The sequence below is a fragment of the Koromonas soli genome (genome assembly GCF_059726265.1).
Window position 1 is genome coordinate 2,005,161 of sequence record NZ_AP040872.1, and the last position, 20,939, is coordinate 2,026,099.

Consider the following 20,939-nt stretch of genomic DNA (forward strand, 5'->3'; position numbering starts at 1 on the left):
GCTATTCGTCGTCAGACTCGCTGGCCAGCTTCTCGGCCTTCTGAGCCGAGGCTTCGGCTTCACGATTCATGCCCTTGGCCTTGTAAGCCGCAGAAAGCAGGCGCTCGGTATTCGCATCGTCGCCGTTCAGTTCGATCTCCTGCCGATACTCCGCTATCGCTCGATCGTCTTGCTTTAGCTGAGCCCAGCACTCTCCCTGCCGGGCATGAACATACTGCAGCCGTGGATTCAGCTCTCCAGCTCTGTCGTACTCCCGCTGCGCCGCTACATAGTCATTGCGCGCCAGTGCGACATCGCCCAATCCAAAGTGCGCAAGCGCATTCTGAGGATTCGCAGCCAGTAGTTGCTCGAACGCGCGTTGCGCATCATTTACTCTATGCTGCTCAAGACGCATCGTCCCCAGTTCATACCCAAATTCCTGATTATCAGGGGCGGCTGCGTATGCGCTCTGAAGCTCACGTTCAGCACTCGCGTACTCGTGCTTTTCGCCGTAGGCTCGCGCCAGCAGGTAATGCACCGAGGGAGCGGATTCAGGTTTCAGCTTTATCGCCCTTTGAAACAGCGGTAGAGCACGATCAATGTCTCCCGATGCCGCACTCTGGCTCGCGCGATACATGTAGGATTGAAACCCGCGGCTGCGCTCAAGCGAATACACGCCCACTCCGAGCAGAGCGGCAACCACCGCCATCACCACCAGTCGCGGAACCAGTCGGGATCCGGGTGCAGCCTTTGCGACAAGCGCGCCGAGCACAACTCCGGCGAGCAGTCCTCCGCCGTGCGCTGCATTGTCAGTCTGTCCGTAGAGCGCACCAAAAAGCACACTGTATCCCAGGAATGCGATCAGGCTCTGCAGCGTTCCCCGTGCCAAACCGCTGAAGGAGAACTCGCCGAATTTCAGCGATGCGATCAATGCCCCGGCTATACCAAAAAGCGCTCCCGAGGCTCCCGCGCTAACCGTGGCAGGTCTGTGCCAGAAGACAGATCCGAGACTGCCCGCAACGCCGCACAGCAAATAGATACATACGAATGTAAAGCGTCCATAGAAGCGCTCCGCCAGCGAGCCCAGCGACCACAGGCACCACATATTCATCGCGATGTGAATAATGCCGATGTGCACGAAGCACGAGGTGAGGAGTCGCCACCAGTCACCGCCCAACGTGTACGGCCCGTAGTTCGCGCCCCAGTTGAGCAGGCTCTCCGAAGAGGGTTCTAGAGGCGATGCCCCGGAGAGCAGCATTCCCACGAAAACGGCGACGTTGATTCCAAAGATCGCCTGCGTTACCAGCATGGGCATGGTTTCGCGTCGCGCCCACGGAGCGGACATTACGGGCTGGAACTCCGAGTCTTGGCCGCGCTGCGCAGCTTCGTGCTGCCTGCACCAGACGCATACCTTCTTGCCGAAACTGAATCCAGACATCGTACGGCCACAACGAACACACTTAGACATCAGCCTGCTTCAAGGGAGGAATCCTGCTGCTCAGTTTGACATGTTCTTGGGGAGAGACGAAATGATTTACAGCAGAGCTAGCCGACAATCGCCTGGAACGTGCCGTGCAGGGCACCATACGCGACCCAGGAAGCGGCGCCGGCCAACGACAGTACGCTGCAAATCATGACACCGTTCGAGGTGAGCCCTTCGTTGCGGCGGCTATAGAACCGAGCCAGAGGGAAAAGATAGAAGAACTGCACCAGCGCAAACAGCATGAAACCGATCAAGCGAGCTTCATTGCTAAGCATCTCAAAGCAAAAGAAAAGATATGCAAACTGGAAAAGGAGCGCCAACCCCATCCCCTTCCAGATACTGCCGCCCTTCGCTGATCCCTGTTCGCTGTTCATATCCATCCAATGCGGTTGCGCTTAGCTTGCCCCGGAAGTACATGTCCGAAAGCCGCTAAAGGTAACCATAATGGAAGGCAGAGTTGCAGCCAATCGAAAACATCGAGCCGAAAAAACGTAAGTAACCGATTGCCTCCGGCAGACTCAAATCCGCCGAAGGCAGGAATTCAGCTTCACGACCGCTACTCCCACTCAATCGTCCCCGGCGGCTTCGAGGTGATGTCGTAAACCACGCGATTAATTCCGGTGATCTCGTTCACGATACGGCTTGAGATGGTCTTCAAAACCTCGTGCGGCAGCGGAACCCAGTCGGCCGTCATTCCGTCTTCGCTGGTCACCGCGCGAATCGCGCAGGTGTACGCATACGTGCGCTGATCGCCCATAACTCCCACCGACATCACCGGAAGCAGCACAGCGAACGACTGCCAGATCTGCTCATATAGTCCGGCTCTCTTAATCTCGGTGACGACAATGTCGTCCGCTTCCTGTAGCAAGCGCACGCGCTCCGGCGTGACCTCCCCAAGGATGCGCACCGCCAGCCCTGGCCCGGGAAAAGGCTGTCGTTGCAGCATCTCGTCCGGCATTCCGAGGTCGCGCCCAATCCGGCGAACTTCGTCCTTGAACAGATCGCGTAGCGGCTCGATCAGCTTCAACTTCATCTTCGCCGGGAGCCCGCCTACGTTATGGTGGCTCTTGATTGTCACCGAGGGACCGCGCACGCTGACCGACTCGATCACGTCAGGATAGAGCGTTCCCTGCACCAGCCACTGAACTTCGCCATGCTCGCGCTTAATGCGCTGCGACTCTTCGTCGAAAACCTCGATGAACTCATTGCCGATAATCTTGCGCTTGCGTTCAGGATCCGTAACTCCTGCAAGCTTGGTAAGGAACCGTTCGCTCGCATCCACGGCATCGATGTTGAGTTTGAGCTTGGTGCGCAGGTTGTGCTGCACCTTCGCAAACTCATCTTTGCGCAGCACGCCATTGTTCACGAAAACGCAGGTCAGTCGATCCCCAATCGCGCGATGTACAAGTGTCGCCGCCACGCTCGAGTCAACGCCACCCGAGATAGCGCACAGCGCGCGCCCTTCTCCCACGATCTCGCGGATTTGGGCGACCGTAGAATCGATAAACTTTTGTGGCGTCCACGACGGCTCTGCCTGGCAGATTCCGAACACGAAATTCTTCAGCAGATTGGTGCCGAACTTCGTGTGGTGCACCTCAGGGTGGAACTGCACGGCGTAGTACCCGGCCGCAACATTTTCAATTGCCGCCACCGCGCTCGACGAACGCGCCACCAGCCGGAATCCGGGCGCAAGTTTGTCAGCCTCATCGCCGTGCGACATCCATACCGAAAGGGTCTCCGGCATTCCATCGAATAGCGCCGACGTTTCCAGTACCGCCACCTCTGCGTGTCCATACTCACGCTTGCTGGCCGCGTGTACGGTGCCTCCAAGTGTGTGCGTCATAAACTGCAGGCCGTAGCAGATTCCGAGCACCGGCAGTCCGAGATTCAGCACCTCAGGGTCGGCGGGCGGAGCGTCCACGTCATACACCGAGCAGGGCCCACCCGACAGAATGATGCCGACCGGATTGTAGCTGAGAACTTCCTGCACCTTGGCCGTGCATGGCAGGACAACGGAGAAGACGTTCTGCTCACGAATACGACGCGCGATCAGCTGCGTGTATTGCGAGCCGAAGTCCAGGACAACGATTGAAGGAAGGGCGGTGTGTTCCACACTCAAGGTTCGCAGAATTGAGGGCAGGCTGTAAAGCGGCTACCTCGCGGCGGTTCCCGAATGATCTGGAGAGAGCGCCCCGGCCTGCTTTCGTTCTCTGCAAGCAACCGAGACATACGCCGCGTGTCGCGCAAGCAGCAGCCCGTCCGACACCAGCAGGTACATCAGTGTTGCCACGGCCACTAGCACATAGCTCAACACCGGCGAGAGCACATTTCTCGCCGCAATGGCCGATAGCGCTGCAATGGAAACTACAATCGCCACCACACTGCGAATTCCTGCATTCGCCCAGGCCACAGAAGCAAGGCGCTGCCGTTGGCGGCGAACGAAAGAGATCGCCTCAACGATGGCATCCATGGCCGAGCGACCATCCGAAGCAACAAATATGGGCGCCAGCGACAGCACCCAGTTCACATACCCCCACACCACACACGCCACCGAGAGTGCGACAAAAACCACAAGCGACGAACCCAACACACTCTGCCCACCGACCAGCGCTGCCAAAAGTGCGCCGCCAAGGTAGCCGATCGCAAGGATCAGTGTCATAAGAACCCGGGCAAACATGATGATGGCGAATGTAGTCCAGCGCGGCGCATCCGGAGCGACGGCCACGCTGTTTTCGAACGCGATGCGCTGCACGAGCACTCGGGTAATGATGCCACGCCCAAGAGACGTAGCAGCAATCCACAGCACGCCACCAATCGTGAACACTTGCGCCACGGTGCGCAACAGCAGAGGCAGCGCTTGTCCAATAATGTTTGCGAGTGCCTGGGCAATGGCAAAAGGGTCTTGTCCCGCAAGCGCCGCCTGATCGGTGTCCGAGAGCAGAACGGCCTCGCGCAGGTGGGCGGAGGCGAAGAACACGAGCGCAATCAGGCCAAGTCCGAAGCTCCATCGCCACAGAAGCTCCATCGCAAACAGCGCCGGTTCGTGGCGGAGAATGCGAAAGCTTTCGCGGATGGCCTCGGCACTCATGCGTTGAGGATAGCGCATACGCTCGATTGGGAGTGGCGCGACCGAGCTTTAATCGCAACCACTCCCAATCCAGAACTCATCTCCACGTTCGGCTTGGCAAACGTGGGACTTGATATCAGCCTTTGACGACGATGTTCACCAGCTTGTTCTTGACCACGATCACCTTCACGATGACCTTGCCGACAAGCGCGTCCTTGATCTTTTCATCATTGAGCGCGGCCTGGCGCACGGTCTCATCGTCGGCGTCATGCGGAACAGTGAGACGCTGGCGCAATTTGCCGTTGAACTGAACCACGATCTCGACTTCGTCCTCTTTCGCGAGTTCGGGATCTCCCTGCGGCCACGGATGACGCAGCAGCGCATCGGCGTCTTCCCCAAGCATGGTCCAGAGTTCAGCGGCCAGGTAAGGCGCAAACGGGCTGAGTAACAGCACGAGTTTGTGCTGCACTTCGGCCTGGAACGCTTTTGGCGCACTTGAGTTTGCTCCGAACAGTTCCTGCTTCACCATGCAGGCATTCAGCAGCTCCATCATCGCCGCTACTGAAGTGTTGAAATGCCACCGCCCCTGAAAGTCGTCCGTGATGCGCAGAATCGTCTGGTGCATCTTGCGCAGTATCTGCCGGGCATCCTGCGAGAGGTCCGCGACCTTGTACTCGCGCGCATCCGCATCGCTCAGGCGCACCGGATTGTCGGTGATGAACCGATGCAGGCGCGAGAGGAACCGATACACGCCCTCCACACCCTGATCCTGCCAGTCGAGATCGCGATCCGGAGGCGCGGCAAACAGCGTGTACAAGCGCGTTGCATCGGCACCGTAGCGGGCCACCATATCATCCGGCGACACCACATTGCCCAGCGACTTCGACATCTTGGCGCCGTTCTTGATCACCATGCCCTGCGTGAACAGCCGTTTTGCTGGCTCGTCATTCTTGATCAGTCCAATATCGCGCATGAACTTCGTCCAGAATCGCGAATACATCAGGTGAAGAATTGCGTGCTCCACACCTCCGATGTACTGATCCATCGGGAACCAGTAGTTTGCGACCGTGCTGTCAAAAGGCGCGCTGTCGATCGGACTCGTGTAGCGATAGAAATACCAGCTCGAATCGACAAAGGTGTCCATCGTGTCCGACTCGCGCCGCGCAATCCCGCCGCACTTCGGGCATGGGACTTCATAGAATTCCTTCACCCGCGTCAAAGGCGATCCACCCGCCAGCGTGATCTCCACATTTTCCGGCAACAGCACTGGGAGCTGATCTTCCGGCACAGGCACGATGCCGCACTTCTCGCAGTACATCATCGGGATCGGCGTGCCCCAGTAGCGCTGCCGCGAGATACCCCAATCCTTCAAGCGATACGTGACTGTTGCCTTGCCGAAGCCATGCTCCTCAGCGTGTTCCGCCATTTTCTTCTGCGCGTCTTCGCAGGAGAGGCCATTGAACGGGCCGGAGTTGATGAGCAACGAATCCTCCGCCACAAACGGCAGCACAGGATGTTCCGGCTGTCCGGCTTCAGGCGGCTCCTGCTCGCGGCGCGGCAGAATGACAATGCGGATCTCGATACCATACTTCTTCGCAAACTCATAGTCGCGCTCATCGTGCGCAGGCACCGACATAATCGCGCCTGTGCCGTAATCCATCAGGATGTAGTTCGCCACCCAGATCGGAACGCGCTCCTGGTTGAACGGGTTGATCGCGAAATGCCCCGTATCGAATCCCTTCTTGTCGAGCGACCCAATGTCTCCCGACTCGCGTGCCTTCTTCTGGTCCGCGAGCATCTCTTCGAGGTTGGCAAGCTTCGCCGGGTCCTGGCCTACAAGCTCCGCCACCAGCGGATGCTGCGGCGCAAGCTGCAACGACGTTGCGCCAAAGATCGTGTCAATGCGCGTCGTGAATACCGTGATCTTTGTTCCGCTTCCACCGTCCAGAGTGAACTCGACGTTCGCACCTTCGCTGCGGCCAATCCAGTTGCGCTGCATCGTGCGCACCTTCTCCGGCCACCCATCCATCGTGTCGAGACCCTGCAACAGCTCGTCGGAGTAATCCGTAATGCGCACCGACCACTGCTCCAACTCGCGCTGTTCCACCAGCGTGTCCTCGTGACGCCAGCAGCAGCCATTCACCACTTGCTCGTTTGCAAGCACCGTTGCGCAGTTCGGACACCAGTTCACCTTGCTCTTCTTGCGATAGGCCAGGCCCTTCTCATACAGCTTGAGGAAGAACCACTGGTTCCAGCGGTAATAATCAGGCAGGCAGGTCGTCACCTCGCGTGACCAGTCATAGCTGAATCCCAGACGCTTCATCTGCGCCTTCATCGCGGCGATGTTGCCCAGCGTCCACTCGCGCGGCTGGCGCTTATTCTTGATCGCAGCGTTCTCCGCCGGAAGGCCAAATGAATCCCACCCCATCGGATGCAGCACATTGTGTCCGCTCATCCACATGTAGCGAGCCAGCGCGTCGCCAATAGCGTAGTTCCGCACGTGTCCCATGTGCAGTGCACCGGAAGGATACGGCAGCATCTCCACCACGTAGTACTTCGGCTTGCTGCTCGAGGGCGGCTCGGGCGCATACCGATGAAGGTCGCTCTCCCACAGCGCAGCCCATTTCTGTTCGACCGGCGTCGGATCGTAGCGGGTATCATCTGCCGCACGCGTACCACGCACCGGCTCGGCGACTGTGTTCGCTGGCGCGTTCGCCGCATGCTGGCTCAACGGCGGATTGACGATGCCGAGTTCCTGGGCCATGCCTTTTACGTCTTCCACAATGCCTTCCGTGGCTTCGCGTACCACTTCAACGACCTGATCAATGATGTCGGAAGGAGATTCCGATTTCGGGGTAGTTTTCTGCTCGTCTGCCATGAGTATTTGCTTCGCCCTATGTGTATCGAAAACTGCGGTATGGATAAGCTCTTATTCTACAACTTGTGCGCAGCAACGCTAAAGCAGCCACCGTCGGGCGATAACTCTCTAGCTGATCGGACGCGACCCGAGAATCAGTATCTGCACCAGTCTTTTTGCGCTTTGTGCCCAGTCCGGTGCCGACGCTACGTTGGAGACGCCAACCAGCGCCCGGAGCAGATCGAGCGGATCAAGATCGGCTCGAACATCACCGCTTGCAATCGCCCGCTCCACCAGTCCGTGGATCGCACCTTTGATCTGATCGCCTGAAGCGGCGAATAGTTTCGAAGGTCCTCCAACCAGCGTATTCAGTGCAGGCGCAATAATCTGCTTCGTTGAGATGTAATCCACAAACAGCAACATCCACGACCGCAAAGCCTCAATTGGAGGCATCGTTGCCGCAAACTCCCGCTCTGCAGCCGCCAGCTTTTCAACTTCGCTGCGATACACCGCCTCCAGCAGCGCGTCCCGAGTCGGAAAATGGCGATACAGCGTTCCCGGGCCAATCCCCGCCTGCTTCGCGACGTCATCCAGGCTGATGTTCGTCCCTGCACGCGTGAAGGCGTCCTTCGCAACCTCCAGTATCCGCTCGCGGTTGCGCTGCGCATCTGCTCGAGGCTTCCGAGCCACGGGTTTTGAATTCTTTTTCGCCATAGCTACTTGCAAACGGAGACACCCTCCGTTTATTATCCTCTTCACGGAGACAGTCTCCGTTTTATCCGCAATCGCACCGGCAGTCAATCACGAGTGTGTTGCACTAAACATTTCCGGCAGCAGGAGGAAGACAATGGCAAACGCATTTGGCGCGACCTCAACCACTGAAGATGTTCTGTCCGGCGTGAACCTACACGGCATCCGGATCCTCGTTACCGGTGTTTCCGCAGGACTTGGCGTCGAAACCGCGCGGGCACTCGCCGCCCATGGCGCGAGTGTAGTGGGCGCCGCCCGCGATCTGGCAAAGGCTGAATCCGCCACCGCTCCAGTCCGCAAAGACGCGGCAGCCAACGGTGGAAGCTTCGAACTGGTAGCGCTCGATCTTGCAAACCTCAAAAGCGTGCGCGCCTGCTCTGACAAATTGCTTGCCAAGAGGGAGCCCTTCGACGTCATCATCGCCAACGCTGGAGTCATGGCCACGCCCTTCGGCCACACAGCCGACGGCTTTGAAACTCAGCTCGGCACCAATCACCTGGGTCATTTCGTATTCGTAAACCGTATTGCATCCCTGCTGCGCGCAGGTGGAAGGCTCATCAACCTGGCCTCGTCCGGCCATCGCTTTGCCAACGTGGATCTTGAGGACCCAAACTTTGAGCACACGCCTTATGATCCATTCGTTGCCTACGGTCGCTCCAAAACCGCCAACATCCTTTTTGCTGTCGCCTTCGACAATCGCCATCGTGGACGCGACATACGAGCTGCAGCCGTGCACCCCGGCGGCATTCAAACCGAATTGGGTCGTCACATCTCACCGGCTCAATTGCAAGCCATGGTTGATCAGATGAATCAGCAGCTTGCAGCAGAGGGCAAAGCACCCTTCCAGTTCAAAACCGTTCCGCAAGGCGCTGCAACTTCGGTATGGGCCGCCGTTGTAGCTCCGGCTGACGAAATCGGAGGCCGCTATTGCGAGAACTGTCATGTCGGCAGCATCGTTGCCGATAACGTAACCATCTCCGCCATCAGCGAAGGAGTCCGCAGCTACGCGCTGGATCTCACATCAGCCGAGGCGCTCTGGAAGAAAAGCGAAGAACTCGTAGGGGAATCTTTCGCCTAGAGCGGCATTTCATCCTGCCACTGATTTCAGCGCTTCTATATTGTGAAGATCATCAAAGGGCTCATCGACAGGCGTCTCCAGAATGAAGGCTGCGTGCGCGTGGCGCGGATCATTCAGCAGGCGCCGAAACGCCTCGAGCCCGATACTTCCCTTCCCGATGTGATCATGGCGGTCGAGTTTCGACCCACACGCAGCTTTGGCGTCATTGCAGTGCCACACGCGCACATTCCCAATCCCCACCGTAGCCTCCAGCTGCCGCATCGTCTCCTCATACCCCTCCGCCGTGACAATGTCATATCCGCGCACGTGCGTATGGCAGGTATCGATGCACGATGCCACAGGAATGTGCTTCCCCAGTGCGGCAATCAATTCCGCCACGCTCTCAAAACTCGACCCCAGCGAGAACTCGGCTCCTGCCGTGTTTTCAATCAGCAGCGTGAGGCAGTGATCGGCCATATTGAGCCCATCGCTCGCCCGCGAAATGGCCGAGCACGCATTGTCGATTCCCTGCTCCCGGCTGCAACTGCGAAAACTCCCCGGATGAAGCACAACGTATTCCGCGCCAATTGAGATCGCTCGCTGCATCTCGGCCCTGAGCGCAGTCACTGACTTTTCCGTGAACACCGGGTCCGTCCCCGCCACATTGATCAAGTAGTTGGCATGAATAACCAGCGGCTTCAGATCGTACTCTGTCCGCAGGCGTCCCATGTTCTCGCATTGCTGCGTAGTTACGTCATAGGGCTTCCACATGCGCGGGCTCGAGCTGAAAATTTGAAATGTGTTGCACCCCAGCCGCCACGCACGCTCCGCCGATGTATCGACGCCTCCGGCCGTGGAGGTGTGAATGCCAATGCGGCGCGATTTCGGTTGAGGGCGGTGTTCCGCCGCTGGAATCAGTTTCAGGACGTCGCGTTCAGGCTTGCTGGCAGAGCTCTTGACGGCACGAGGCATTGAGCGATTGTAAGACCTCCGTGAGCACCGATCCAAAATGATCAACCCTGCTTCATTGCAGAACGTTGTGCATCGAATTAAGGTTAGACCAACGACAAGATGGCAAAACCCCGCATTCCAATCAGCGATCACTTCGATGGACGACGATTTCACAACCCGCGCCGACGCGAGCGCGGTCTCGGCGACCTTGTGCGCTGGCTACGCTCACGGCAGCAAGGTCCCTGGCCTGAGTGGGTCGAGAGCACTCCCGGCAGCGCCCCGCCCGCTCGCATACCGTGTCCGCATGATTCGCCCGATGCCCTGCGCCTCACGTTTATCGGGCACATGACTTTTCTTCTGCAATGGCAAGGGTTGAACATCCTCACCGACCCAGTCTGGTCCGAGCGAGCAAGCCCCGTGCAGTTCATGGGACCACGTCGCGTGCGTCCCGCAGGCATTCGCTTCGAAGATCTCCCGAAGATCGACATCGTTCTGCTCAGCCACGATCACTACGATCACATGGACCGCACGACGCTGCAGAGGCTCTGGACCTCGCATCGCCCTCAGTTCTACACCTCCCTGGGCAATGCACGCCGTTTGCGCAGCTTCGGACTCCCCGGCCTTAGTCGCGGCGATGTAGTGGAAATGGATTGGTGGCAGCAGTCTCTGTATCCCGGCGGAATCCGTATCGTTTGCACTCCGGCGCAGCACTTTTCAGGACGCACGCCCTGGGATCGCGATTCGACGCTATGGTGTGGGTTCGCCCTCGTGCCGGAATCCGGACCTGTCGATGGCCGCGCAATCTACTTCGCTGGCGACACTGGCTTTGGACCGCTGTTTTCCCAAGTTGCACAGAAGTTCCCAAGGCCGCGTCTGGCATTGCTGCCCATTGGCGCATTTCGTCCCGAGTGGTTCATGAGCGAGGTGCATTGCAGTCCGGCCGATGCTCTGGAGGCACATAAAATCTTGAACCCGGGGCTGAGCGTCGCCTCTCATTTTGGTACGTTTCCACTCGCGGATGACGGCTTCGACGAACCTCAGTTTGAACTGACGAACCTGCTACACACGCTTGATCCCCAGGCGACCGCAAATTTCGTCGTGCTCGCTGAAGGCGGATGGCGCATGGTGGACTGAACCTACTCACGGCAGAGCACGCGCGGTGGTATGCTAAACGGCATTACGCCAACAAAGAGGCTTTACCTCCATGGTCAACCCGCGCGGTTCTGAATCCCAACCCACACCTGACTCCAACGAATCTTTCGCCGATATGCTCACGCAGTACGAGCGCTCGCACACCCACAAGGCTCCCGACGGAAACAAGCAATTGGAAGGCACCGTAGTCGCCGTCAATGCCGAGTCCGTGTTCCTCGATATCGGCTACAAGACCGAGGGCATCCTCCCAATCGCCGTATTCCAGGGTGCCGGAGAGACGGTGAAGGTGGGCGACAAGCTTCCTGTGTCGGTCAAGGGCCGCAACCCGGAAGGCTATTACGAACTGTCGCGCATGAAGGTGGAGCTGCCAACCGACTGGTCGGCGCTCGAGAAGGCATTTGCTGAGAAGACAACGATCCTCGGCACCGTGACCGCCCTCGTCAAGGGCGGACTCAGCGTTGACGTTGGAGTACGCGCCTTCATGCCATCCTCCCGCAGCGGCGAGCGCGATGCCAAGCTGCTGGAAAAGATGGTGGGTGAGCAGATTCGCTGCCGCATCATCAAGCTCGACGTTGCCGACGAGGACGTCGTCGTCGATCGTCGCGTCGTCCTCGAAGAAGAGGAGCGCGCCAAGCGCGAACAGCGCTACGGACAGATCGAGGAAGGCGCAACTCTCAGCGGCACCATCCGCAGCCTGGCCGATTACGGTGCGTTCGTCGATCTCGGTGGAGTGGATGGTCTGCTGCACGTCAGCGACATGTCGTGGGGCCGCGTCGGCAAGCCCGCAGATGTGCTCTCGGTCGGCCAGCAGGTCGAGGTCAAAGTGCTCAAGATTGATGCCGAAAAGCACCGCATCTCCGTCGGCCTCAAGCAGCTCCAGGCGCATCCTTGGGACGCCGTTCCCGAGAAGTTCAAGGTCGGCGACCGCGTGACCGGCACGGTCACGCGTATCGCAGAGTTCGGTGCATTCGTCGAACTGGAGCCAGGAATCGAGGGCCTCATTCACGTCTCGGAAATGTCCTGGGGCAAGAAGGTGCGCAGGGCCGATGACGTCATCAAGCCCGGAGAAACCGTCGAAGCCGTCATCCTCGGCGTGAACCTTGGCGAGCGTCGTATCTCGCTCGGATTAAAGCAGGCTCTCGGCGATCCGTGGTCGCAGACGGCACAGAAATTTGCTCCGGGCACCGTGGTCGAGGGTCCGGTGACTAACATCATGAAATTCGGAGCTTTCGTGCAGTTGGCCGAAGGCATCGAGGGCATGGTGCACGTCAGCGAGATCAGCGCCGAAAAGCGCATCGAGCATCCCAGCGACGTGCTCAAGGCTGGGCAGGTCGTGAAAGCTCAGGTGCTCGACCTCGATCTCGAAAAGCGCCAAATCCGCCTCAGCATGAAGCAGTTGATCCCGACCGGCCTCGACGAATACATCGCCGAGCACAAAGCTGGTGACGTCGTCACCGGACGTCTCATCGAGGAATCGGGCAATCAGGCGCGTGTCGAACTCGGCGATGGCATCCAAGCCACGTGCAAAATCGCCCCGGTTGCGTCAGTCAAAGACGAACCCAAGGCGGAAAGCGGTAAGCTCGACATGAGTTCGCTTTCAGCCATGCTGAACGCAAAGTGGAAGGGTGGCCCAACGACCGCCAGCACATCGAAACCTGAACCGGCGCGCGCCGGGCAGATTCGCAGCTTCCGTATCGTGAAGCTGGATGCTGCTTCGAAGAAGATCGAGCTCGAACTCGCCTGAGAGTCAGCTTAAAAGACATTGCGCCGCAAGTTGGACTATCAACTTGCGGCGCATTTCTTTTGGGAGAATTGGCTTACCGGCCAGCCGCCAGTGCACGCTTCTTCTCAATCGCCTGCACCAGGCTCTCCACAACGGCGGAAACCTCAGGTCCACTGTCGATCACTGTATCTGCATAGGCCTTGCTCGGCAGCAGGAACTGTTTCTGCGCGGGCAGCACCGTGTTCTCGTATTGCCAGCGAATCAACTCCAGCGGACGCTGGCGTTCCGTGATGTCGCGCACCTGGCGGCGACGGAAGCAGGTTTCGTCAGCCGTAGTGAGATAGATAGACAGGTTGTAATGCGGGCGCAGCTGCGCGAAGTGCAATGCCAGAATGCCCTCAACAATCAGCAGCGGCTTCTGGGCCAGATTTTCTGTGCGATCCGGAACCCGCAGATGCTCCGAGAAGTCATAAACAGGAATATCAATGGCACTTCCCGATGCATATTGCGCTACATGACTGGCCAGCAGAGATATATCGATTGCCTCAGGAGCGTCGTAGTTCAGCTTCGAACGCTGCTCAAGGGGAAGATGGTTCATGGCGGTCGAGTAGGTCTCCATCGAAATGACCTGCCCGCTCAGGCGTGAAGCTGCGCGCCGGGCCACCGTAGATTTGCCGCTTCCGGTGGGCCCGGCAAGTCCGACTATAAATGGCTTGCTGGTATTCGAAGGATTGCTCATGATGCAAGTGATTGTTGCAGGTATTTAGTTCAATTTGCATGAATTTTGTGCAAATGGTTTCAATTCGGATACGCGGCACTACCCTCCCCAACGGATTCCCATGGCTGCACGGCAATTGCCCGGACCATGCAGCCTCCGCTAAACTAATGGTTCTGCGAGGGAACCATGCTGGTAGTAATGCAATCGCGCGCTACGCCCGACGAAATCCGTGCCATCTGCGAAAGAATCGAGGCCCTGGGCTTCCGGGCGCACTCAGTCGAAGGCGCTCAGCGCTACGCCATCGCCGTCACCGGCGATCTGCGCGGGATCGAGACCTGCGGGATTGAAGAAATGCCCGGAGTACAGGAAATCATCCGCATCAGCAAGCCTTACAAACTGGTGAGCCGCGAGGCCAAACCCGAAAACACCATTGTGCGGTTCCCCAACTCCGACGTCACCATTGGCGGCGAGGAGTTCGCCATCATTGCCGGGCCGTGTTCTGTCGAGAGCCGCTCGCAAACGCTCAATGTGGCGGAAAAGGTAGCAATCGCTGGCGCACGCATGTTCCGTGGAGGCGCCTACAAGCCGCGCACCTCGCCCTACGCATTCCAGGGCATGGGCGTCGAGGGCTTGAAGATTCTGGCCGAGGTCCGCGAACGCTTCGGCATGCTTATCGTGACCGAGGCCGTTGATACCGAAGCGCTCGAAGCCATCGAAGACTACGCCGACATGATCCAGATCGGTGCGCGCAACATGCAGAACTTCTCGCTGCTCAAGCGCGCAGGCCGTTCCCCGCTCCCCGTGCTGCTCAAGCGCGGCATGAGCGCAACCCTCGAAGAACTTCTGATGGCCGCCGAATACATCATGAGCGAGGGCAATCGCAACGTGGTTCTCTGCGAGCGCGGCGTGCGCACCTTTGCCGATCACAGCCGCAACACGCTCGACCTGAGCGTCATCCCGGCAGCTCAGAAACTGAGTCACCTGCCCATTCTCTCCGATCCAAGCCACGGCACCGGCAAGCGCGATCGCGTCACTCCGCTCGCCTTGGCCTCAGCCGCCGTTGGAGCCAACGGCCTCATCGTCGAAGTGCACCACGATCCCGACCGCGCACTCTCCGATGGACCGCAATCCCTGTTCCCCGATCAGTTTGCCAACATGGTCTCGCAAATTCGCGCGATCCTCCCTGTCGTAAATCGCAAACTCGGTCCCGCACCATACAAGCAAACCAGCGCCACAGAATCGCAGGTAGCACGCTCGTGAAGCTACAACAGATTTTCTCAATGGGCCGGCAGTCTGCCGGCCTTGCACTTGTCGCCGCACTCATTCTTGCAGGCTGTGCCCAGCGAAGCGCGGAACCGGCACACAGTTTCGCGTACATCACCAACTCGGGTTCGAACACCGTAAGCGTTCTCGACCTGGGTACGCTGAAGGTCATTCGTACCCTGAACACAGGCAACAATCCCTCCGGTGTCACCGCCAGTCCGACCAAAGACGAAGTTTACGTTGTGAATACTGACTCCGGTACGGTCAGCGTCATTAACGCAGCCGCCAACCGGGTAGCCGGAAACATTGCCGTCGGACGCACGCCTTACTCGATCTCCGTCACCTCGGATGGCAAGCGCGGGTGGGTCGCCAATGCCGATTCGAACACCGTGACCGCGCTCGACCTCGACTCGCATCGTGCCGTTGCTCAGATCGCAGTCGGAAAGCAGCCCGGGGTCGCGCGCGTTGCACCAGATGGCTCTGTGGTCGCAGTCGCCAATCGCGGCGATGACTCCGTTACGCTCATCGATGGCCCCACGATGAAGGTGCGCGGCACGCTTCACGTCTGCAAATCTCCTGACTCGCTAGTGATCCTGCCGGACGCATCGAAAGCCGTCGTTGGCTGCTCCGGCTCGCGGCAGATTGCCTCCGTAAACCTGAAGAATTCCGCCGTAGAGGCGCTGCTCAGAGTGGGTGGAACCCCCGTTGATCTCGGCATGAAACCCGATGGCGGCGAAGTTTTCGTCTCCAACTACGAGGCGCAGACGATTTCCGCCGTAAGCCCTTACACCGATGAAGTCGCACAAAGCTTCCTTGCCGGAGATCATCCCGTGCGTGCGCTCGTTAGCGGAGATAACGCCACGCTCTTCGTCAGCAACTTTGCATCCAACGATGTGGCCGTTTTCGAAGCACTGACGCGCAAGCTGATCACCACGGTGCAGGTCGGCTCGCATCCTGACGCGCTGGCCCTGAGCCCGACGGAAAACATGCTGCTAGTGGCCAATGCGGGATCAGGAGATGTAGCCGTGCTGCGCCTTGATCGCCGACGTGACAAAAAAGTTCAGCAGCCCGCGCCGCGCTTGTTCCTAATGATTCCAACCGGACTGAGGCCTTCCCAAATCGCGGTGAAAACGGCATCGAAAGCTATCTAGCATGAACATCTGCACATACTGTGGGCGTGAGTTTCAAGCTGAGTCAGACACGGACAGCCTCTGCCCTCAGTGCACGGCAGAGGTGCTCTCCAGCAGGCAGGCAGAAGAGACTCCAAGCCGCTTCCGGCAGTTGCTGGAGTCGCCCACGATCGTACTCATTGCGCTGAACACGCTCGTGTACGTGCTCATGGTGATCCAGAGCCGCCATCTTGACTTCTCCGGTTCGGGCGAACTGCTGCTGAACTGGGGCGGCAACTCCGGCGTACTCACCCCGAGCGGACAATGGTGGCGCCTGCTCACCTCCACGTTCGAGCATGGCGGCTTGCTGCACATCGCGCTGAATATGTGGTGCCTCTACAACCTGGGGTGGCTGGCAGAGTTGCTATTCGGACGCGGGCGATTCACGCTGCTTTACCTGTTGTGCGGCATCGGCGGCAGCCTGGGCAGTATCTGCTGGCACGCAAATGTATTAAGCGTGGGCGCATCTGGCGCAATCTTCGGAATCGCCGGCGCGCTCATTCCGGCCATGCTGTTGCACAGCAACCCGCAGCTCCGCGCGGCACTCAAAGGCCAACTCACCAGTATCGCAATGTTCGTCCTTTACAACCTCGCATTCGGAGCTGCCGTGCGGGGCACCGACAACGCCGCCCACGTCGGTGGTCTGCTTACAGGATTTGCCCTTGGAGCCATCTTTCCCACCGGGCGTGACCGGCATCAGTCGCGCGGCCAGATGCGCGTACTGGCCGGCACCGTAGCCATCCTGCTGGTCTTCGCCGGCGCTGGATACTATGCGCGTCAACACAACGAAACTTACATCGAACTCGACCGCGCCTCCGATGCTCGTGAAAAGGGTGACATGCAGGAAGCTCTAGCCCATGTACAGCGGGCAGTAGAGCTGAAACCTGACAATGCGCAGGCACAGTTTCTGCTTGGAACTCTGCTTGTCAATGAAAAGCGCTATCCCGAAGCGATGAATGCATTTGCCGAGACTACGCGCCTGCGTCCCAAGTTCGGTCCAGCGTATGTCAATCTGTGCTTAACTCAGCGTCAATTGCACATGCTGCAGGAAGCATTGGCAAATTGCGAGCAGGGCGTGCGCCTCTCCGGCAACGATTCGGAATCCTGGTTCAACCTTGGCAGAGTTCGTTACGACCTGAATGATCTTCCGGGCGCGCGCGACGCTCTGGCCAAGGCCGTCGCCATCAATCCTCAGGGCTTCGATGAAAATCTGCAGTACGCGCTGCTCTTGATCTCCAACGGAGAAACAGCGCGGGCCCTTCCCTACCTGCAAAAGGCACACGACTTGCGCCCGCAGGACGACGGAGTGACCCGGATATGGCGGAGAGTACAGGGGCAATAAACGGAGCCACCATGTCGATGGCTCCGCGTCTTTACGCTGCCGGTTGACAGACCTGCTCGAAAGCTTGCTTGAGAGATGCGGCAATGGCTGTCGCATCGCGAGTCTCAATCTCTGAGCGTGGCATGAAGTAGGCGAGCTTGCCCTCACGCAGAATAGCAATACTCGGCGATGAAGGGGGCTGTCCCTCAAAGTAGGAGCGGGCCCGCTCGGTGGCAGCCACATCCTGACCAGCGAATACCGTAATCGCATAGTCAGGCTTGACTGTATTGCCCAACGCAGCGCGAACGGCGGGGCGCATCTTCCCGGCGGCGCAACCACAAATAGAATTGACCACTACCATCAGAGTTCCCTGAAGATTGCGAACTGCGCTGTCCACTTCTTCCGGGGTTCGTGCTTCCTGCACGCCCAGCCGAGTAAGCTCCTCACGCATGGGCACGACCATAATCTCTGGATACATTTCGCCTCCACTACGTTGGATGATTGCTTCCCATGATCGGGCGCAGAACCCTGCGGTGGAGAGTTATCATGAGAGCAGAATGTTGCAGATTCGAGAGAATGTCCGCCTTGCTCCCTACACCACTTTCCAGGTTGGGGGCGCAGCCCGCTATTTTGTTGAACCAACCAGCGAGGATGAAGTCATCAAGGCCTTGCGTTGGGCGCAAGAGCGCGACATACCTGTTTTTGTGCTCGGCGGCGGCAGCAACCTGCTGGTGAGCGATGCAGGCTTCTCCGGACTCGTCCTCCACATGTCCATCCAAGGCATCACCAGCGTCGAGCATGATGGCACGCGTATCTACACGGTCGGAGCAGGTGTGGATTGGGACACGCTGGTCGAGCGCTCGGTTCGAGACAACTGCGCCGGACTTGAATGCCTGAGCGGAATTCCCGGCACCGTCGGCGGAACCCCGGTACAGAACGTCGGAGCTTACGGGCAGGATGTTTCGGAGACCATCCTTCGCGTTCACGCCATCGACACAAAAACTCTCCAGCCAGTCGAGTTCGACAACCCAGCGTGCGAATTCAGCTACCGGCAGAGCCGCTTCAACGGACGCGATCTAGGCCGCTACATTCTGGCCCGGGTGGAGTACGCATTGACTCCCGATGGTGCCCCGAAAATCGCATACGCGGATTTGAAACGTTTCTTCAGCGGCGAACTCGCAAATGGCAGTTCCCCGAGCCTTTCTCAAACTCGCGATGTAGTCCTCTCGATTCGGCGATCCAAGGGAATGGTGCTCGACGAAATGGATTTCGATAGTCGGAGCGCCGGTTCGTTCTTCAAAAATCCTCTAGTAAGCCGCGCCGAGTTTGAGCGAATTGAGTCCATTTCGTCCCCACCCATTCCGCATTTCGACGCCGCGGATGGAAAGGTTAAATTGGCTGCAGCATGGCTGATTGAGCATTCCGGACTCGCGAAAGGGTTCGCGCTCGGACCGGTGGCCATCAGCAGCAAGCACACCCTCGCCCTCACCAATCGCGGCGGAGCCACCGCGGCCGACGTGCTGCGCCTGAAAGCTTTCGTTCAGCAAAAAGTGCGCGATAGCTTCGGAGTCGATCTGTATCCCGAGCCAGTGATGCTTGGTTTTGATCGCTGCGAAGCCGGACAGGCCGGCTAGTGTCGCAGAAGTTGAATCGAGTGAGTTTTGATGATCAGCCAAACGGTCTGACCATTCTGCAAAGCTAGATTCTGCAATGCTCCTCGCGTAATGTGGACGCAGAACACCGTTTCTCCACCACCGCTGCAGACGACCTTCAACTCGATCATCCCCACCCGGTCTTCGATCATCTCAATGCGTCCGCACAGCAGATTGCGTGCGGAGATGGCGCTCGGGCGCTCGGTGGCCAGCAGAATGTCGCCTGCCCGCAATGCCAGGCGGATCGCATCTCCAGAATTCTTGCGCGCGAGCGGCGACTCCAGCATTAAGCCACTTCCTGCGACGCGACAGGTCATTGTGCCAAGTGCTGGATGCGTTTCTTCGACCGTGGCATCGAACAGATTCTCGTATCCCGAGAGCACTGCGCGCTCGCTGCTCACCGGCGCATTGAAGACTTCGCTCGGTTCCCCATCGGCTGCGATCATTCCCGTCTCGATCAACAACACTCTACGCGCCAACGAATACGCCTCCGCCTGGTCGTGAGTGACGTAGAGCATTGGGATACCGCGTTCACGCTGCCAGTCGAAAAGCATCTCGAGAAGCAGCGGTTTCAGCGCCATATCAAGCCCAGAGAGAGGCTCGTCCAGCAACAGCAATTCCGGCTCGCGAACGAGAGCGCGCGCCAGCGCAACCCTCTGCTGCTCGCCGCCTGAGATGGCTGCCGGACGACTCGAGGCCAACGCTGTTATCTGGAATCGCTGCAGGATTTCATTCACCCGCCTTTCGCGTTCCGAACGTGGCAGATCGAGCAATCCATAATCAATGTTCTGCCTCACGCTCATGTGCGGAAAGAGCGCAGGCTGTTGCGAAAGGTAGGCGACCCGGCGCTCGCGAACAGGCACATTGATTCGCTCGCGGCTTGAAAACAGGATGCGACTGCCAATTTCAATACGGCCTTCTTCTGGAGTTCGAAACCCGGCGATGCAGTCGAGCACCGAGGTCTTGCCCGCCCCGGAGCGGCCAAAGAGCACGACCGCCTCTCCGCCCGTCTCGAAATCGCATTCAAGCTTGAACTGCGACAGCGGAAGCTGGAGCCACACTCGCAGCGCTCTCCCCGAACCGCTCACTGCAGCCTCCAGTTGCGCTTGCGATTCAGCGCATGGATGAGCACAAGCAGCACAAAGGAAATCGCCAGCAGCGTGAGGGACTGACGTCCTGCGGCGGCATAGTCGAGCATCTGCACATTGTCGTAAATGGCGATCGAGGCAGTCTGCGTAACGCCGGGTATGTTGCCGCCGAGCATCAGCACCACCCCGAACTCCCCAAGCGTGTGCGCAAAGCTCAACGCAAAACCCGTGACGATCCCCGGAAACGCAATGGGGAACGTGATCCGCCAGAATGTGCGCCACGAAGAAGCTCCAAGGCTGGCGGATGCCGCAAGCAGGCGGCGATCCACCGAGGCCAGAGAGGCCGTGAACGGCTGCACTGCGAAAGGGAGACTATAGATGATCGAACCGATCACCAATCCGGCGAAGGTGAAAGCAAGGGTGTGGCCGGTCATGCGCTGCCACGTCGCTCCAAGCACTCCGCGCGAACCAAACTGAATCAGAAGGTAGAAACCGAGAACCGTCGGTGGCAAAACGATGGGCAGCGCGATGAGAGATTCAATCAGAAAGCGCAGCCGAAAGCGTGTAAACGCAAGCCACCATGCGACAGGAAGTCCGAGTACCAGAAGCAGAGAGGATGTAACCAACGCCAGCTTTAAGCTCAGCAAAAGCGGTGAGTTCATCAAGTACTCCGGGCAGAGCAAAGCATGCGTTCAGGCGAACGGGGAAA

18 protein-coding genes are annotated in these 20,939 nt (G+C 58.7%); 7 read left to right on the top strand and 11 right to left on the bottom strand.

Annotated features, from left to right (window positions below; all coding sequences use genetic code 11):
- Window position 1: 1 nt before the first annotated feature.
- From AC6IY8_RS08760 to AC6IY8_RS08785, 6 genes are all read right to left on the bottom strand, one after another.
- On the bottom strand, window positions 2-1,417 hold the full coding sequence (locus AC6IY8_RS08760; protein ID WP_497778414.1) for a rhomboid family intramembrane serine protease: 1,416 nt from the start codon (window positions 1,415-1,417) through the stop codon (window positions 2-4).
- Window positions 1,418-1,524: 107 nt separating this feature from the next.
- The gene (locus AC6IY8_RS08765) at window positions 1,525-1,836 is read right to left on the bottom strand and encodes a hypothetical protein (RefSeq protein WP_497778415.1); all 312 of its coding nucleotides are present in this window, start codon (window positions 1,834-1,836) and stop codon (window positions 1,525-1,527) included.
- Between the two features lie 182 nt (window positions 1,837-2,018).
- A complete protein-coding gene (gene guaA / locus AC6IY8_RS08770; RefSeq protein ID WP_497778416.1) occupies window positions 2,019-3,575 on the bottom strand; it encodes a glutamine-hydrolyzing GMP synthase in 1,557 nt (518 codons plus the stop codon).
- A gap of 39 nt (window positions 3,576-3,614) precedes the next feature.
- Window positions 3,615-4,568 carry a hypothetical protein gene (locus tag AC6IY8_RS08775; protein WP_497778417.1) on the bottom strand — a complete coding sequence of 318 codons (954 nt, stop codon included), beginning with the start codon at window positions 4,566-4,568 and terminating at the stop codon, window positions 3,615-3,617.
- Between the two features lie 97 nt (window positions 4,569-4,665).
- Window positions 4,666-7,407, bottom strand: coding sequence for a leucine--tRNA ligase (leuS, locus tag AC6IY8_RS08780; RefSeq protein ID WP_497778418.1), 2,742 nt, complete (start codon window positions 7,405-7,407; stop codon window positions 4,666-4,668).
- A 108-nt stretch (window positions 7,408-7,515) separates the two neighbouring features.
- On the bottom strand, window positions 7,516-8,100 hold the full coding sequence (locus AC6IY8_RS08785; RefSeq protein WP_497778419.1) for a TetR/AcrR family transcriptional regulator: 585 nt from the start codon (window positions 8,098-8,100) through the stop codon (window positions 7,516-7,518).
- Window positions 8,101-8,233: 133 nt separating this feature from the next.
- On the opposite strand from AC6IY8_RS08785, the gene AC6IY8_RS08790 reads away from it, so the two are divergent.
- Window positions 8,234-9,214, top strand: coding sequence for an SDR family NAD(P)-dependent oxidoreductase (locus AC6IY8_RS08790; RefSeq protein WP_497778420.1), 981 nt, complete (start codon window positions 8,234-8,236; stop codon window positions 9,212-9,214).
- A gap of 9 nt (window positions 9,215-9,223) precedes the next feature.
- Here AC6IY8_RS08790 and AC6IY8_RS08795 read toward each other — a convergent pair whose 3' ends face one another.
- Window positions 9,224-10,165: a deoxyribonuclease IV gene (locus AC6IY8_RS08795; protein ID WP_497778421.1), complete on the bottom strand. Its 942-nt coding sequence runs from the start codon at window positions 10,163-10,165 to the stop codon at window positions 9,224-9,226.
- A 99-nt stretch (window positions 10,166-10,264) separates the two neighbouring features.
- On the opposite strand from AC6IY8_RS08795, the gene AC6IY8_RS08800 reads away from it, so the two are divergent.
- Entirely contained in the window at window positions 10,265-11,278 is a 1,014-nt protein-coding gene (locus tag AC6IY8_RS08800) for an MBL fold metallo-hydrolase (protein WP_497778422.1), read from the top strand.
- 70 nt (window positions 11,279-11,348) lie between these two features.
- Entirely contained in the window at window positions 11,349-13,040 is a 1,692-nt protein-coding gene (locus AC6IY8_RS08805; RefSeq protein ID WP_497778423.1) for a 30S ribosomal protein S1, read from the top strand.
- Window positions 13,041-13,113: 73 nt separating this feature from the next.
- On the opposite strand, the gene AC6IY8_RS08810 is transcribed toward AC6IY8_RS08805, so the two are convergent.
- Entirely contained in the window at window positions 13,114-13,758 is a 645-nt protein-coding gene (locus AC6IY8_RS08810) for a uridine kinase family protein (RefSeq protein WP_497778424.1), read from the bottom strand.
- 165 nt (window positions 13,759-13,923) lie between these two features.
- On the opposite strand from AC6IY8_RS08810, the gene aroF reads away from it, so the two are divergent.
- Genes aroF through AC6IY8_RS08825 form a run of 3 tightly spaced genes read left to right on the top strand, consistent with a single transcriptional unit; the run spans window position 13,924 to window position 17,511 of the window.
- Complete coding sequence (aroF, locus tag AC6IY8_RS08815) at window positions 13,924-14,997, top strand: 3-deoxy-7-phosphoheptulonate synthase (RefSeq protein ID WP_497778425.1); 1,074 nt, start codon at window positions 13,924-13,926, stop codon at window positions 14,995-14,997.
- Complete coding sequence (locus AC6IY8_RS08820; RefSeq protein ID WP_497778426.1) at window positions 14,994-16,151, top strand: beta-propeller fold lactonase family protein; 1,158 nt, start codon at window positions 14,994-14,996, stop codon at window positions 16,149-16,151. The genes aroF and AC6IY8_RS08820 overlap by 4 nt, the downstream gene beginning before the upstream one ends.
- A 1-nt stretch (window position 16,152) precedes the next feature.
- Entirely contained in the window at window positions 16,153-17,511 is a 1,359-nt protein-coding gene (locus AC6IY8_RS08825) for a rhomboid family intramembrane serine protease (protein ID WP_497778427.1), read from the top strand.
- A gap of 31 nt (window positions 17,512-17,542) precedes the next feature.
- Here AC6IY8_RS08825 and AC6IY8_RS08830 read toward each other — a convergent pair whose 3' ends face one another.
- Window positions 17,543-17,968 carry a BrxA/BrxB family bacilliredoxin gene (locus AC6IY8_RS08830; protein WP_497778428.1) on the bottom strand — a complete coding sequence of 142 codons (426 nt, stop codon included), beginning with the start codon at window positions 17,966-17,968 and terminating at the stop codon, window positions 17,543-17,545.
- Window positions 17,969-18,047: 79 nt separating this feature from the next.
- Between AC6IY8_RS08830 and AC6IY8_RS08835 the strand changes: the two genes are divergently transcribed.
- The gene (locus tag AC6IY8_RS08835; RefSeq protein ID WP_497778429.1) at window positions 18,048-19,124 is read left to right on the top strand and encodes a UDP-N-acetylmuramate dehydrogenase; all 1,077 of its coding nucleotides are present in this window, start codon (window positions 18,048-18,050) and stop codon (window positions 19,122-19,124) included.
- Here AC6IY8_RS08835 and modC read toward each other — a convergent pair.
- Window positions 19,121-20,230 (bottom strand): molybdenum ABC transporter ATP-binding protein, encoded by a 1,110-nt coding sequence (gene modC, locus AC6IY8_RS08840; RefSeq protein ID WP_497778430.1) that lies wholly within the window; start codon window positions 20,228-20,230, stop codon window positions 19,121-19,123. The two genes, AC6IY8_RS08835 and modC, sit on opposite strands and share 4 nt — an antisense overlap.
- Window positions 20,227-20,892, bottom strand: a complete 666-nt coding sequence (gene modB, locus AC6IY8_RS08845) for a molybdate ABC transporter permease subunit (RefSeq protein WP_497778431.1) — start codon at window positions 20,890-20,892, stop codon at window positions 20,227-20,229. Before modB ends, modC begins: the two co-directional genes overlap by 4 nt.
- Between the last annotated feature and the right edge of the window lie 47 nt (window positions 20,893-20,939).